The 16,651-nt window shown below is 42.2% G+C and carries 10 protein-coding genes; 6 read left to right on the top strand and 4 right to left on the bottom strand.

All coding sequences use genetic code 11. The annotated features are described in order from the left end of the window. Positions 1-2: 2 nt before the first annotated feature. Positions 3-2,081 carry a PorP/SprF family type IX secretion system membrane protein gene (locus ACPD8L_RS10930; RefSeq protein ID WP_423943364.1) on the bottom strand — a complete coding sequence of 693 codons (2,079 nt, stop codon included), beginning with the start codon at positions 2,079-2,081 and terminating at the stop codon, positions 3-5. A 6-nt stretch (positions 2,082-2,087) separates the two neighbouring features. Then, a complete protein-coding gene (locus tag ACPD8L_RS10925; RefSeq protein WP_423943362.1) occupies positions 2,088-4,349 on the bottom strand; it encodes a T9SS type B sorting domain-containing protein in 2,262 nt (753 codons plus the stop codon). 266 nt (positions 4,350-4,615) lie between these two features. On the opposite strand from ACPD8L_RS10925, the gene ACPD8L_RS10920 reads away from it, so the two are divergent. Beyond that, a complete protein-coding gene (locus ACPD8L_RS10920) occupies positions 4,616-6,301 on the top strand; it encodes a glutamine--tRNA ligase/YqeY domain fusion protein (protein ID WP_423943360.1) in 1,686 nt (561 codons plus the stop codon). A 234-nt stretch (positions 6,302-6,535) separates the two neighbouring features. Here the strand turns inward: ACPD8L_RS10920 and ACPD8L_RS10915 are convergent, their stop codons facing one another. Both ACPD8L_RS10915 and gltX read right to left on the bottom strand, forming a co-directional pair. After that, positions 6,536-7,462 (bottom strand): SPFH domain-containing protein, encoded by a 927-nt coding sequence (locus ACPD8L_RS10915; protein ID WP_293303721.1) that lies wholly within the window; start codon positions 7,460-7,462, stop codon positions 6,536-6,538. Between the two features lie 88 nt (positions 7,463-7,550). Further along, the gene (gltX, locus tag ACPD8L_RS10910; RefSeq protein WP_423943359.1) at positions 7,551-9,056 is read right to left on the bottom strand and encodes a glutamate--tRNA ligase; all 1,506 of its coding nucleotides are present in this window, start codon (positions 9,054-9,056) and stop codon (positions 7,551-7,553) included. Between the two features lie 163 nt (positions 9,057-9,219). Between gltX and ACPD8L_RS10905 the strand changes: the two genes are divergently transcribed. From ACPD8L_RS10905 to ACPD8L_RS10885, 5 genes are all read left to right on the top strand, one after another. Next, on the top strand, positions 9,220-12,588 hold the full coding sequence (locus tag ACPD8L_RS10905) for a hypothetical protein (protein WP_423943357.1): 3,369 nt from the start codon (positions 9,220-9,222) through the stop codon (positions 12,586-12,588). After that, positions 12,581-13,000, top strand: coding sequence for an rRNA maturation RNase YbeY (gene ybeY / locus ACPD8L_RS10900; RefSeq protein ID WP_116216661.1), 420 nt, complete (start codon positions 12,581-12,583; stop codon positions 12,998-13,000). Before ACPD8L_RS10905 ends, ybeY begins: the two co-directional genes overlap by 8 nt. Before the next feature lie 3 nt (positions 13,001-13,003). Then, positions 13,004-14,872, top strand: coding sequence for a tRNA uridine-5-carboxymethylaminomethyl(34) synthesis enzyme MnmG (gene mnmG, locus ACPD8L_RS10895; RefSeq protein ID WP_423943356.1), 1,869 nt, complete (start codon positions 13,004-13,006; stop codon positions 14,870-14,872). 132 nt (positions 14,873-15,004) lie between these two features. Continuing rightward, positions 15,005-15,835 (top strand): class I SAM-dependent methyltransferase, encoded by an 831-nt coding sequence (locus ACPD8L_RS10890; RefSeq protein WP_423943354.1) that lies wholly within the window; start codon positions 15,005-15,007, stop codon positions 15,833-15,835. Between the two features lie 239 nt (positions 15,836-16,074). Continuing rightward, positions 16,075-16,581: an OmpH/Skp family outer membrane protein gene (locus ACPD8L_RS10885; protein ID WP_423943352.1), complete on the top strand. Its 507-nt coding sequence runs from the start codon at positions 16,075-16,077 to the stop codon at positions 16,579-16,581. Positions 16,582-16,651: the final 70 nt, after the last annotated feature.

Here is a 16,651-nt window from a genome sequence, read left to right as displayed (position 1 = left end):
GGTTAGCTATTGTAGTTTGGTTTCACGCGCATGATCCACATTTGGTCATCATACGAAGCGTTTAGTTTGGAATAGTATGAGGTTAAGGCGTTGTTCCAGGTTTCATGTTTTTTGAGGTACACATACCTGTGGTTGTCCTCTGGATTTATGAAGTAACTGGCGTTTAAGCCTCGGGAATTCAGTGCTTTTACAAATTGTTTGGCACTGGTTGAATTGTCAAATACGCTGGCTATGATATAGAAGCCCTCTGGCAAGCCATTTGCGTTTATGGTTTTGTAAGTTACCCGGCCAGAGTTAGCATTACTTTTGTTAACATTCTTGTGCAAGGTGTTGTTACCATATTTGGAAGGAGTTGTGGTAGTGCTGGTTGTACTGTTCACAAAGCCTCGGATGGTAGCAGTACCATCGTTGACGTTCATCACCCATGCATCACCTTGGTATGAACCATTGAGTTTGGAATGGTATGCCTCCAAAGCTTCTTTTTTATCCTTGTATCCTTCCAAGTACACATAGTTGAGACCGTTCTTTGGATTTTCAAAGAAACCGGCATCAAGAATACCTTGTTCATGGAGTTTTTGGATAAAGGCATCCACGTTTTCTGGATTTTTAAAGACGTTGGCTATCAGATAATGTCCACTTTGAACATTTGGAATTGCATTTGATTTGAAGCGGGCAGACTTGATTTTCTTGGTGTTGGAGGTTTTGTCCCTTTTTACCGAAGAGGTGTGGGCTACCGCTGTATTGGTTTTGGTTTCGTTAATACGAATCACTTTTTTGGTTGACGTTGTATTGGTAAGTCCATGATTGGAGACGGGCTGTGTCTTGGTTTGGGTCACAAGATCGGCACTGTCCATATTGGCAAAATAGACTTGCTTGGCCTTTTCTTCAAGCGCTGGGTTTTGCCCCCTTGTCTCACGTTTTACCATTTTCATGACCGTTTCAAAACGTTTTTCCAAATCTTGTCTACGAGTGGTTTCTATAGAATCCTGTCGCATTAATAGCTCATCCAAAATGGCATCGTTTTCGGCCAACTTGTCTTTTAATTGTGCTATTTCAAGGTCTTTTTCGGTAATGCTCAAGCTGTCCTGTGGAACATTTTCGTTTTCCACCAAGGCTTCGTTTTCTTTTTCTAGCATTACGCGGTCCTCAGTAAGATTGGGCGTAAAGGAATACGCAAGGGAAATCTCATGACTCACCCCAAAGTTTTCAAAGTTGTTGGAAAGACCTTTTTCCATGGTGTAACCCAGGGAGATGTTCTTGGTCAAGTTAAACCCAAGCCCTGCCGATGCACCGTAGAAATCGTCATAACCTGCCTGTAACCACCCTAGCTTGGGAAGATCAAGGATAAGGTTTCCTCCCAATACGAGGTTTTCCTCACCCACTTTTCTCACTCGGGCCATGGGCATCAATCTGGCGCTTTCCAAAAGCCCAGCACCATTTTTAAACTGATGGGTATATTGTAAGTGACCGGAATAGGTTTTTTCGTTGAATTCTGTAACGGATTCGCTGTTCTTGAGGTTGTAATCAAACAGGTTTTCGGCAAAACCACCAATGTCAAAGCTTCCTATGGAAAAGTTGAAACCGGGTTGAAAGCTTACCAAGGAACTGCTCTCCAAAGTGTTTAAAAACGGATCATCCTCAATGGCGTTGACACGGTCTTGGTTCAAGGCGCTTTGATAATATGAAAAGTTGGCTCCGAAAGTAAAAGTGCTTTTTGGGGCCAATCGCACACCATAGGCGTAGTTGGCGTGAACACCAAAGTTGTTGAAAACCCCTTCCCTATTGGTGAACAAGCTAAGACCCACACCACTTCTGTCACTTACCCTACCACTATAACTCAAGAAGTATACTTGGTTGTTATCGTTAAAAGATACCGACTGGTTTCTATGAAATAAGTTGATATATGACTTGTCTTCACGCACTGTTGAAAATGTTGGGTTCAACAAAAACCTGTTGAATTTCAGCAAGTTCTGGGACGGGATGTTATAGGGCACAAAAGGATCCTCCTCTTGTCCGTAGGTCCCGGATGAAGCAAGTAGCAAGATATAGACGAGTAGTAGTAAAGGTTTTTTGGTGTGCATTTCTGTTTATTTGATAACAGTTATGGTGCCTTGTTTCAGGCTTTTCCCTCCTTTGCTGATCTTGTAATAAAAGATCATGCTGGATTTGTTGAACGTTGAGGTAGATTGCGGCCAATTGTTTTCATAATTGGTCTGGCTGAATACCTCCTTCCCTCTTTCATTGAATATGGTCACTAAGATTTCTTGGTCCCTTGAGTAGGTGTTGGGCAATATCCATAGGTCATTGATGCCATCGCCATTGGCGGTGATTACATTGGGAATGGCAAACATGTCCCTATATACCACGGTAATGACACGGCTTACGGTACACCCACCAAAATGGGCTACCAATAGGTATTGTCCTTCCTCTTGGAAACCAAAATAGTCCTGTGTGGATACTAAATTGTTGTTGTAGTCGAACCATTCATAAGAATCTGCACCGCTTGCGGTCATGGTCATGGTTTCGCCCTCAATAATGATAAGTTCTTGAGGCTTGTCCAAGACCAATAATGATTCATCAAAGGCCTGTATTGTAATTTCATTGGATGTCAATGGACAATCGTTGGTCCTGATGACAAGTTTGTATACCCCAACTTCAGTAACGGTATAGCTTTCAGATGAGGTGTCCACAACAATACCATCCTTAACCCATTCAAAAGTTTCACCTTCCAGACTTTGTGTGCTGTTCAGTACGATAGGTTCTGAACCTTCGCACAATACGGTTCCGGTAGTTGAAATATCAAGGGCCTGATTAACAACAAGCTTGACATTTAGGGTGTTGGACGATGCGTTGAACCCATCCAAGGAACCATTTAGTTTGTAGTTTCCATTGTTCCCGTGGTCAGATAGGGTTATGGTCTTAGAGGTTTCCCCACTTACAGTACTACCATCTTTTAGCCATTGATAGCTGAATGAAGATTGCAAATCCGAGGTTACATCGGTTTTTGCCCCACCATCGCCTACGGCATTAATGGTTGACAAACTCAATGTGGCATCAGAATTTTCACATGAGGTATAGGAACCTACATAGGCAATCACAAATTCAAAGGAATTGGGAGATACCACTGTGGTGACCGTAGAGTTTTTCGGAGAAACGGAACAAGACCCACCGTTTTGGGTAACCGTTGCGTAATACTCCCCTACTTCACTGATATTTAATGTGTTTGTTGTTGCTCCTGAGATGGCGCCACCATCTTTGTACCATTGGTAAGATGGAGATGCTGCAGTTGTGGAAACTGACAGGGTTTTGTTCTGAGAAGGCAGCAACACAATATTTTCTTCATTGTTAAGGGTCACTTCAAAGGAACCTGCACTTTGTACGGAAACTGCGGCGGAACGTTCTTTACAGGCACTTGGCCCTTCAATTTCAACTTCATAGCTTCCATCAAACCCAACAAGATTGGTGTTTATCGCATAGGAATCACCTTCCAAGGTAGGTCCACTTACTTTTGTACCATCCTTATACCAAGTGTAGGTAAGGCCCATTCCTGTGATGTTGGCTTGTAGGGTATAAGGATCTCCGGGGCACAGCTCAACATTGCTGGCACCGTTTATAGCGATACCCATACTGCTGCCTGTATTGATTTCAATGGTATTGGACAGGGTGTTTGCCGATCCGGAACAGATAGAACCATAATCCAACTCCACATAATACATCCCAGGAGTAGAAACGGTGATGCTCTCTGTCTTCTGGGGAAGTAGTGTGCCGCTGCGGTACCAATTATATTTATAGGTACTGGCATTGGGTATGTTGTGCGGTTTTAGGGTTACGGTGCCACCATCACATATTTGGATGGTTCCGCCGGATGGAATGCTTCCACTGCCATTCTCACTGATGAGCAAGGGCGAATTATAATCAATATAATACATGGGATAAGCATCAGAGGCAGGACTGGTTTTTGAAGGACTGGTACTGCGCACCCGGAATTTGTAGTTTTCTCCACGGACATAGTCTGGTACGGAGAATTGAAATTCGAAATCAAAAACGGTGTTTTTATCACTCACCCTAGATAGTTCTATGGGTGAACCAAAATTTCCATTGGCATCGGACAGCTCCAGGACAAACTCATTGTTTGAGTTCACCAATGGCAGATTCCAAGTGAAATTCACATAATATTCGTTGAAACTGCTCGAGGCACAAGCAGCGGTCCAAGGGTCGCTGCTTCCATAGTTGGGATTGGGAGCGGCGGTTGGTTTGTTTAGGATTTGGGCCTCCATTGTGGATGCGCCAAAAATGACCAGCATAAGGGTCAGTACCAGAAGGCCATACGTTGAACTACTTTTTTTCATCACCGTTAGTTTTAAGAGGTTGAGGGCATACAATGCCCAGTTAGTTTGTGCCCCTTAATGTCTTTTAGTTCGTTAGAGCGTTTCTCAAGCGCCCCATTTTCATATAGCTTTCCATTAACAAATATGATTTTATTTTCATCGAATGGAAATATATTGTTGTAGGGGGCACTAAAAGTGTTGTGAAATGGCGTACTTTGTATACACTAAAGCGTGATTTTTAGCTACAAAGACACGTTTTTACTACATTTGCGCTTCAAATTTTGGATATGGCCGAGGATGTTAAATCGCTGAATTTTATTGAGCATATTGTTGAGGAAGATTTAAGAAATGGGTACGATACTGAAAGCCTTCGTTTTCGTTTTCCGCCGGAACCCAATGGGTATCTTCACATTGGGCACGCCAGCTCCATCTGCCTCAATTTTGGATTGGGATTGCGTTATAATGCACCCGTAAATCTTCGTTTTGACGATACCAATCCCGCCAAGGAAGAAAAGGAGTATGTAGACGCCATTAAGAAAGATGTCTCTTGGCTTGGTTATGAGTGGGATACGGAGTGTTATGCCTCAGATTATTTTCAGCAGTTGTATGATTGGGCCGTGGAGCTCATCAAGGCAAATAAAGCTTATGTTGACAGTCAGTCTTCAGAGGAAATAGCCAGTCAAAAAGGAACCCCAACGGAAGCCGGAACCGAAAGTCCATACCGAAATCGTTCCGTGGAGGAAAACTTGAAGCTGTTCGAGGGCATGAAAAACGGAGATTTCAAGGAAGGTGAGCACGTCTTGCGAGCCAAAATTGATATGTCCTCTTCCAACATGCTCATGCGTGATCCGGTCATGTACCGAATTCTGCATAAGCCCCACCATAGAACAAATACCGATTGGTGTATTTATCCCATGTATGATTGGACACATGGGGAGAGTGATTATATCGAGCAAGTCTCGCATTCCCTATGTACACTGGAGTTTTTGCCGCACAGGGAACTGTACGATTGGTTTTTAGACCAATTGGTAGATTCTGATAGATTGCGCCCAAAACAACGCGAGTTTGCCCGAAGAAACCTTAGTCATACCGTGGTCAGCAAACGAAAATTGCTTCAATTGGTGGAGAGTGGTGTAGTAAATGGATGGGATGATCCAAGGATGCCAACAATCTCTGGATTGCGGAGGAGGGGGTACACCCCGGAATCTATCCGAAACTTTGCGGACACCATTGGCATTGCCAAGCGTGAAAATGTGGTTGATGTATCCTTGTTGGAATTTCATGTGCGTGAACATTTGAACAAGGTTGCCCCACGTGTTATGGCGGTACTTAACCCGTTAAAAGTGGTCATCACCAATTACGAAGAAGGGAAAGAGGAGTGGTTGGATGCCGAGAACAACCCAGAAGATGAATCAGCAGGGGAAAGAAAAGTTCCTTTTTCCAGGGAATTGTATATAGAGCAGGATGACTTTAAGGAGGAAGCCAATCGTAAATTCTTTAGATTGAAGTTGGGGGGTGAAGTACGGTTGAAGAACGGTTACATCATTAAAGCAGAAAGCTGTACCAAGGATGCGGAAGGAAATGTTATAGAGGTGCAATGTACTTATGACCCCAAAAGTAAAAGTGGTTCCGGAACGGAAGAAAGTTTGCGAAAGGTGAAGGGAACGCTACACTGGGTTTCCATTCCGCATGCCATAGAGGCAGAAGTTCGTTTGTACGATCGTCTTTTCAATGATGCCACACCGGATGCCCATAAGGATAAGGATTTTATGGATTTCATTAATCCAGACTCCTTGACGAAAGTCACCGGTTATTTGGAGCCCAGCTTACAAGAAGCCAAAATAGGGGATGTATTTCAATTTCAACGCTTGGGTTATTTTAATGTTGACAAGGATTCCACTCCCGAACAATTGGTTTTTAACCGAACAGTTACGTTGAGGGATACTTGGGCAAAATTGGAGCAAAAAAACTAACATAGTTTTTTCTTATCACAACATTAAATACCATTTGGTTTTCTTATTAAAACCCGCTCATTTTTAGCTTGTTTAAGGCATTTTTAAAACAAGACAACCCATTTCCTTTTGTTACGTGTAGATCTTCTCGTAAAAGGGGGGAAATGAGTTTTTTGTCCAAAAATCGAGGATATTTGGTGAAACAATAAAAAAGGGAGCTAAAGGCTCCCTTTTTCAATGCACTAAAAGTTAAAATTATTCTTCTTTCTTTTTGTTTTGTTGTTTCATGGCTTCTCCAATTTGGTTGCTGGCCGTGAAGGAGGCCACCATATTGTTGAGCATGTCGCTACCCGCTTGTGGGGAGTTGGGCAGAAGAATGAGATTGGTATTGGTTTCTTCACCGATGGCCTGTAGTGTGTCATAATGTTGTGTGACCACGATCAAAGCCGATGCTTCTTGGGAATTGATGCCCACTTTGTTCAATACTTCAACAGACTCTTCCAGACCTCTAGCGATTTCACGACGCTGATCGGCAATACCCTGTCCTTGAAGTCGTTTGCTTTCTGCTTCGGCCTTTGCTTTTTCTACGATAAGGATTCGGGCTGCATCCCCTTCAAATTGGGCGGCGATTTTTTCACGTTCCGAAGCATTGATACGGTTCATGGCCGCTTTCACTTGTGCATCGGGGTCAATATCGGTCACAAGGGTCTTGATGATATCATAACCGTATTCCAGCATAGCGTCCTGAAGTTCGGACTTTACTGCGATGGCAATATCGTCCTTTTTCACAAAGACATCATCCAACTTCATTTTGGGAACTTCGGCACGGACCACATCAAAAACATAGGAAGTTATCTGATCATGGGGGTACTCCAATTTGTAGAAGGCATCATATACCTTGTCTCTGATGACTACATACTGGACTGAAACTTTGAGTTTCACGAACACATCGTCCAAAGTTTTGGTCTCTACGATAACATCAAGTTGTTGAATTTTTAAACTAAGCCTTCCTGCAATACGGTCCACTAACGGGATTTTCATTTGTAGTCCGGAATTGCGAATACTTTGGAATCTACCAAACCGCTCTATAACCACTGCGGTCTGTTGCTTTACAATAAAGAAGAACTTAAATAGAACAATAAGCCCAAGAAATACAATTGGTAATAGTAAGTAGTTGCCCATGTTGATCGGATTTTACGTTAGAAATGGAATTTACGAAACTCTCTAACATATCAGTAGTCAACCATCAAGATTTGTTACAGAATCTGTATTATGATAAGAGGGAAATCGCACTTTTAATTCGCCCTATACTGTCTTCTTTACCAATAAGTTCCATGATATCAAATAGGTGGGGACCCTTCATGTCACCAACAATGATCAATCGGAGGGGGGGCATTACCTTTCCAAAGGAAAGTTCTTGCTCTGCAATCCAAGCTTTTACCTTTTCTTCAATAGCCGGTGAGGAAAAATCATCGATGCTTTCCAAGATGGAAACAACATGGTCCATGATTTGTGGCGTATCTTCTTTCCATTGTTTTTTTACCGCCTTTTCATTGTATTCGGATGGCGCTTCAAAAAAATAGCCGCCCAGTTCCCAAAAGTCAGAAACAAAACTTGCCCGCTCCTTGATGAGTCCCACCACCTTTTGGACATATACTTTGGATGTTTCAATGGTCTCTGGTCTTTTTGAGAGCTCTTGTAGAAACAAATCGGCTAGTTCTTCATCAGTCTTTCGTTGCAACCACTGCTGATTATACCACTTGTTTTTTTCTGGGTCAAAACGCGCACCGGATTTGTTCACCCTTTCCAAAGAGAAGGATTGGATAAGCTCATCCAAGGAAAAAATTTCTTGTTCGGTACCAGGGTTCCACCCCAAAAGCGCCAAAAAGTTCACCACGGCCTCCGGAAAGAAACCGGCTTCACGGTAACCTTCCGATTCGTTCCAGGACAAGGGGAACACTGGGAAACCGCCTTTTTCTCCATCCCGCTTGCTCAGTTTACCTTTTCCAACCGGCTTCATAATAAGAGGAAGGTGGGCAAATTTTGGCGCGGTCCACCCGAATGCTTTGTACAACAATGTATGTAAGGCCAAGGAGGGAAGCCACTCTTCGCCTCGGATCACATGGCTGATGTCCATCAAATAATCATCTACAATATTGGCCAAGTGATAGGTGGGCATACCATCACTTTTGAAAAGGATTTTGTCATCCAGTATGTTGGTGTCTATTTTAATTTCGCCACGGATGATATCTTGTAGAACGAGTTCTTCGTCCTGTGGGGACTTGAAGCGGATAACGTAATCTTCACCGGCATCCAATTTGGATTTTACCTCTTCTTGGGTCAGTGAAAGTGAATTGTTGAGTTTTAACCTGTTGTGCCAATTATAGATAAAGGTCTTGCCCTTTTCTTCGTGGTCCTTTCTATGAAAGTCCAATCGCTCTGCGGTATCAAAAGCATAGTATGCTTGGCCGTTTTCAATAAGTTCCATGGCGTACGCTTTATACATGTCCTTGCGTTCACTTTGCCGGTAGGGGCCAACAAAACCTTCTTTCCCCGGTCCTTCATCAAAGGGAATACCGCACCAGTTCAATGCTTGAATGATATAGTTTTCAGCTCCTTCCACAAATCGGTTCTGATCGGTATCCTCTATACGCAATATAAATTCCCCACCGTGTTTTTTAGCAAATAGGTAATTGAACAGCGCAGTGCGAAGACCCCCTATATGTAATGGTCCGGTTGGGCTTGGGGCAAAACGCACTCTAATCGTATCACTCATGGCATATATTCTTGTAGTGCAAAGATACATTCCCTTATAAGATCTGGAAAGAGTTTGGTAAGGACCTTGTGTGTATTCTAAAAGTGTTTGTATACCAAGCTTTAACAAAAATTTTCAGCGGTTTTCACCAGTATCGGGTATCTTGGTGATAAAATACATTGCTTTGAGCGGCTATCAGGACATATTGCGGAAACTGGGTGGCTTCACCAAGAAGTATTACACCAAACAATTGATCAAGGGAAGTATTCTTTTTTTGACCCTTGGGTTGTTGTTTTGGATGGCGGTTATGTTCTTGGAGTATCTGCTATGGATGGACCAACAATGGCGATTGACGTTCTTCATTATATTTTTATTGGTTGAGTTCTTTTTGCTCTATAAGTTCATTTTGATTCCTTTGATGTATTTGTTTCGTTTACGCAAGGGGATTGGCCACAAGGAGGCCTCTAAATTGATTGGAAAGCATTTTCCTGATGTTGATGATAAATTGCTGAATCTTCTTGAATTATCTGAATGTCAGAAGAAGACCGATCTTTTGTTGGCTAGTATAGAGCAGCGTGCCAAAAGTCTGGGCACGGTTCCCTTTGTGGAGGCTGTTGATTATAGGGAAAGTTATAGGTATGCCAAATATGTTTTAGTTCCGTTGGGGTTACTTGGCTTTATCTGGGTAACGGGAAACATCGCTTCTTTTTTTAATTCCAATACAAGGGTCATGAATTATGATTTGGCCTATGAGCGCCCAGCACCATTTACTTTTAAGATATTGAATGAAAGTTTGGAAGTGTTGGACAATGAACCCTTGGTGATCAAGGCAACTACCGAGGGCAGTGTCAAACCGGGAGATGTTTATTTGGTAGTCAATGGTGAACAGTTATTGTTGCAAGAGCAAGGTGGGGTGTATACGTATCGGTTTGAAGCCCCTGTTATAGAAAGTTCTTTTTACCTAACGGCCAATGGCTGGAGTTCTAGGAGTTATAACATCAAAAGTTATAGAACGCCTGCGCTGGTAGATTTTCAAATGCAGCTGGACTATCCTAGGTACTTAAATCGTAGATCTGAGGTAATCACTGCCACTGGTAATGCTGTGGTGCCAGAGGGGACCAAGTTGTCCTGGAAGATTGTTGGGGCAAATGTTGATGGGATTTCCATGCAGACATCAGATAGCATCTATACTTTTTCCAAGGACGTCAATGAGTTTGTACATTCATTGCGGGCTTTTAATGATTTGCGATACGAACTTCGAACTTCCAATTCCCATGTTTCTGATTTTGAACGTCTAGCGTATGCTGTTGATGTTGTAAAGGACGCAAACCCTACGGTAAAGGTGGATCAGGTTTTGGACTCGCTTAACCCTAATCAGTCGTTTTTTACCGGGCAAGCTGCTGATGACTATGGTATTGCCTCTATCCGACTGGTTTGTTTTCCGGTGGATGATGTTCAGAATGAACAGAGAATTGTATTACAGTCCCCTATAACCAATGTGCATCAGTTCTACTATACCTTTCCGTCTGGACTTCAACTAGATAAGGGGAAGGAGTATAAGATGTTTTTTGAAGTAGTCGACAATGATGGTATACGAGGGGGTAAAATCACTAAAAGCCAGGTATTTACCACCTCGCTCTACAGTGATAAACAACTGAAAAAGAAGGAGTTAGAGTCTCAAAACTCAACTTTGTCCAAAATGGAACAATCCCTGCGGCAGTACAAAGAAAAACAAGATGTACTTACCAAAATGAATAAGGAACAAAAGGAGGAAAGAGGATTGACTTTTGAGGATAAGAGTCAGATTAAGGATTTTTTGCAGAAGCAACAGATGCAAGAGGAATTAATGCAAAAATTCAGTAAGGAATTAAAGGAAGGGGTTAGTAATAGTGAGGAAAGCAATGAACAGAAAAAGATGCTTCAAGAGCGATTGGAACGGCAGGAGCTTGAGGCCAAAAAGAATGAGAAACTACTTAAAGAACTGAATGAGCTTACTGATAAAATGAACAAGGAAGAGCTTCAGAAGAGGCTTGAAGAGCTTGGGAAGAATCAATCCAAAAACGCTAGAAACCTAGAGCAGATTTTGGAACTTACCAAAAGGTACTACGTCACTGAGAAGATGGCCCAGTTGGCCAATGAACTTGAAGAGTTGGCCAAAGAGCAAGAGAGGTTGTCGGAAGCTACGTCGGAAGACAATGAAGAAGATTTGCAAAAGGAATTGAACCAACAATTTGATGAGATTTCTGATGAATTGGATGAACTTAGAAAGGATAATGATGGGTTGCAGAAACCTTTGGATTTTGAGGTTGCCAAAAAACAACAAGAGGATGTGGACAGGGATCAAAAGGAAGCTTTGGAAGAACTGGAGCAGATGAAGCAAGAGGGTTCGGATGGGCAGGAGAAGGATGGCAAGGATAACGCAAAACGCAAACAGAAATCAGCCGCTCAGAAGATGATGGAAATGAGTCAGGCTATGCAACAAAGTGCTTCAGCCGGTGGGTCCAATGATACGGAAGACGCAGAGATGTTACGTCAGATATTGGATAACTTGGTTACCTTTTCTTTTAAACAGGAAAGCTTGTTTGACAAGATGGAAGATGCAGATGTGGACATTTCACAGTTTTCAAGAACGGTTCGTGACCAAAAGGATCTTAGAAGGCTTTTTGAACATGTGGACGATAGCTTGTTTGCATTGTCACTACGCAGGGCGGAGTTATCTGAGTTCGTGAATGAGCAGATTACAGAGGTATATTATAACATTGATAAGTCATTGGAGAGTATTGCCGAGAATCAGGTGTATCAAGGTGCATCCTATCAACAATACGTAATTAATGCCACGAATGCGCTTGCCGATTTTTTGGCAAATATTTTGGACAACATGCAACAAAATATGAGTCCTGGTCAGGGGAGTGGCCAGGGGTCGGATTTTCAATTGCCAGACATCATTAAGGGACAACAGAGCATCCAGCAAAAAATGAATGGCTCTGGACAAGAAGGGAAGCCATCTGGTCAGAAAGGAGAGCAAAAAGGGGGTAGTGGGCAACAGGATAATGGTCCAGCTGATGGAGATAAAGGAAAGCAACAAGGTGAGGGCAAGCAAAACGAAGGTGGAAATGCTGGCAATGGAGAGAATGAAATAGGGCTGAATGAGGTATATGAGATATACAAAGAGCAACAAATGTTGCGTCAAATGCTGGAGAAGCAGCTTGAGGATATGCTGAATGCTTCTGATAGAAATTTGGCCAAGAAGTTGTTGCAGCAAATGGAGGATTTTGAGAACGACTTGTTGGAAAATGGAATTACTGAGCGTACAGTCAGTAAGGCGAATGCCATAGAGCATCAATTGTTAAAGTTGGAGAGTGCCGCTATGGAACAAGGGGAGAAGGAAGAACGCGAAAGCGAAACCAATAGCATTGACTACGCAGCACCCATTATTACCAAACCTGAACTTCTAAGGGATAATCAAAGTGATATTGAGATATTAAATAGGCAAGCACTACCTTTGCGCCAAAATTATAAGAAACGCGTAAAGAGGTATTTCAAGAATGATTGAGTTTCACTTTGAATTGGATTTTCAATTGGAGCATGAGCCCAAGTATTCCGATTGGGTTACTAGAATTTTGGATTCTGAAGGCTTTAAAGTAGGTCAGATAGATTATATTTTCTGTTCGGATGAGTATCTACTTGAACTCAATAATGAATACTTGAAGCATGATACGCTGACAGACATCATCACTTTTGATTATACGGAAGGGGTTGTTGTCTCTGGCGATATTTTTATATCCGTGGACAGGGTAAAGGAAAACGCCGTAACCTTCGGCGTCCCATTGCAGGATGAAATAGTAAGAGTAATGTCTCATGGAGTTTTACATCTTGTCGGATACGGGGACAAAACAGATGAAGAGGCGGAAATCATGAGAAGTAAAGAAGATGAAAAAATAAGAATGTTCCACGTGGAACAATAGATTATGTTCGATAAAGAATACGACGTTGTAGTAGTAGGGGGAGGCCATGCTGGAGCAGAAGCCGCGGCCGCGGCTGCCAACATGGGCTCTAAAACCTTATTGGTTACCATGAACTTGCAAACCATTGGGCAAATGTCCTGTAATCCTGCAATGGGTGGTATTGCCAAAGGGCAGATTGTACGAGAGATAGATGCGCTTGGTGGCTATAGTGGAATTATTACAGATAAATCTGCCATTCAATTTAAGATGCTCAACAAGTCTAAAGGACCGGCCATGTGGAGTCCAAGGGCGCAGAATGACAGAATGCGATTTGCAGAGGAATGGCGCTTGGCTTTAGAGGCTACCCCGAATGTGGATTTCTATCAGGAGATGGTTTCTGGGTTACTTATTGAAGATGGCAATGTTGTTGGGGTGCGTACCTCTTTGGGCATTGACGTGAAGAGCAGGGCAGTGGTTTTGACCAATGGAACCTTTTTGAACGGCCTTATCCATATTGGTGAAAAACAGTTTGGCGGAGGAAGGGCCGGTGAAAAGGCAGCCACAGGCATTACTGAACAGTTGGTTGATTTAGGTTTTGATAGCGGTAGAATGAAAACGGGAACCCCTCCCAGGGTTGATGGTCGCTCATTGAATTATGACCTGATGATACCACAACCTGGGGATGACAAGCCAGAGAAGTTTTCATATTTAGACACACCAATTTTGAAAACCCAGAGGGATTGTCACATGACACATACCAGTGCCTTGGTTCATGATTTGTTGCGTGATGGTTTTGATAGATCTCCTATGTTCAATGGTAGAATACAAAGTTTGGGACCACGGTATTGTCCTTCCATAGAAGATAAGATCAACCGATTTGCCGATAAGGATGCCCATCAAATTTTTGTAGAACCAGAGGGCTGGAATACGGTAGAAGTATATGTAAATGGCTTTTCCACATCATTGCCAGAGGATGTTCAGTTTAAAGCTTTGAGGTCTGTAAAGGGCTTTGAGGGTGTCAAATTTTTTAGGCCTGGCTACGCTATCGAGTATGACTATTTCCCTCCCACACAGTTGAAACATACGCTCGAAACCAAGTTGGTGAACCATCTGTACTTTGCTGGCCAGATCAATGGAACCACAGGGTATGAGGAAGCCGCTTCGCAAGGGTTGATGGCGGGCATTAATGCACACCTAAAAATCAATGAACAAGAACCTTTTATTCTAAAAAGGGACGAGGCATATATTGGTGTTTTAATTGATGATTTGATTACTAAAGGAACCGAGGAACCGTACAGAATGTTTACTTCAAGAGCGGAGTATAGGACCCTTTTACGACAAGATAATGCCGATCTTAGATTAACCCCAAAGGCTTATGCTATTGGTTTGGCCAAAGAGGAACGGATGAAGAAAATGGATGTAAAACAAAGAAAGTCCAAAGAGTTCATAAAGTTTTTCAAGAAAACCAGCTTTGTTCCCGAAGAGATCAACCCCATTTTGGAGTCATTGGATTCGGCAGTTGTAAAGCAGTCCGATAAACTTTTTAAAGTGTTCTCCAGACCTAAGGTCACCATGGATCATATGCTTCAGCTGGATTCCGTTTCGACTTTTGTAGAAGAGCACGAACTCAATTCAGAGGTGCTGGAGCAGGCCGAAATTGAGGTAAAATATTCCGGGTATATTGAAAAGGAGAAAAACAATGCGGATAAATTGCATAGACTGGAAAATGTGAGAATTCCGGATGATTTTGACTATTCAAAGTTAAAATCGCTTTCTTTTGAGGCAAGGGAAAAAATGGAAGCTATACGCCCCGTTACCATATCTCAAGCATCTAGGATAAGTGGCGTCTCTCCTGCTGATATTAGTGTGCTGTTGGTCTACCTTGGACGATAGAGATTTTATGTTCCACGTGGAACAAATGTCAAGAATGCTTTCCTGGAAAACTTCAATTCAAATGTAATCCAATGATGAAAGACGGTTGCTTTTTTTTATTTCAGAACACCGATACTATTTTCTAAAATGGCCATGAAGTTGTTTTTAAAGACTAAGGATTTTTCTGTTTCCGGTGAATCTTTCGAACTGCATAAGGATGCAGAATTTGATATGTTGGTTACGCGACCCATACCCGAAAACCTTGCCCGCTATTATGAGAGCGAGGATTATATTTCCCATACTGATGCAAAAAAATCGTTCACAGACAAGATTTATCAAAAAGTAAAGCGATTAAACCTAAAGAATAAGGTTCAACTTATTGATAATCAAACAAATAAAGAAAAAAAAATACTGGATATTGGTGCTGGGACCGGAGATTTTTTGGCAATGGCCAAATCTCAGGGTTTTGTGGTAGAAGGAGTAGAGCCTAGCGAGGTTGCCCGGACCAATGCGATTAAGAAAGGGGTTCAGTTGCATGCAGATCTAGATGCCTTGAACGGGCAAAGGTTTAATGTGATAACCTTATGGCATGTATTGGAACACCTCCCGGATTTGGACAAGCAGATTGAGCGGATGGTTTCCTTTTTGGAAGAGAACGGAACTTTGATCATAGCAGTTCCCAACTACAATTCTTTTGATGCCAAGCATTACAAATCTTTTTGGGCGGGATATGATGTGCCGAGACATCTATGGCATTTTTCAAGAAAGTCGATCAGTACACTTTTCCAAAGACATGATATGAAAGTTGTAAGAACCAAGCCCATGTGGTTTGATGCATTTTATGTCTCTTTGCTTTCCGAAAAATATAAAGGCAACCCATTGTACTTGATGAGTGCTTTTTTTGTGGGATTATGGTCAAACATAAGGGCGTGTTTCAATAAAGAGTATTCATCGATCATCTATATCATCAAAAGAGTCAATTAAGCATTTTCGCAGCCTCTCCCGTTCGTATTGCGCACTACTGGCAATACACCTCAAAAGCTTAATGAAAAGCGCAGAGAGCCCCATTTATACGGGTTAATTCAAATAGACCAAGTCAATTTAATGGGCTAAATGGCATAGATATTTCTTATAGTAAGGTTTTTAGAGTTTTGGTTCACAAAAAGATAATGATGAGCATTCCAAAAGCTTTTCTATTTTTGCGCATCATTAAATAGTGAAACATGAAAAAAATTATAATGCTTGCCGTGGTATTGACCACCATGGCCTGTCAACAAAACAAGATTGGTTATGTGGACAGCGTGAAGTTGATGGATGGCTATCAAGAAAAAATTGATGTGGAAGCCCGATTCAAGACCAAGGCGGATGCGATGACCAAAAAGAGGGACAGTATTTCACAATCTTTTCAATTGGAACTTCAGGCATTCCAGACCAAGGCACAAAAAATGTCACAGAAAAATGCTCAGGAAGAATATGGCCAGTTGCAACAACGTGGTCAGTTCGTAGGGCAGCAGTTGCAACAAGAGGAGCAACAATTGCAGTTGATCAGCCAGGCAGAAATGGACTCTTTGGTGAAAAAGGTGAAAAAAGAGATCAAGGATTATGGTAAGGCCAACGGATACACTTATATCTTGGGTGGTGGAGACGGCGGTGCCGTATTGTATGGGGAAGACGCCAATGACCTTACAGAGACCGTGCTGAAAATACTTAACGATAAGTACAAGAAATAATAGCTTGTCCCAAGAATGTAAAAAGGCCCATTTTTAAATGGGCCTTTTTTGTTTAAATTTTTTAAAAGCA

This window comes from Flagellimonas algicida (genome assembly GCF_049629585.1).
Lineage (GTDB): Bacteria > Bacteroidota > Bacteroidia > Flavobacteriales > Flavobacteriaceae > Flagellimonas.
Note: the sequence above shows the minus strand (reverse complement) of the source record. Positions and strands in the feature narration are given on the sequence as shown.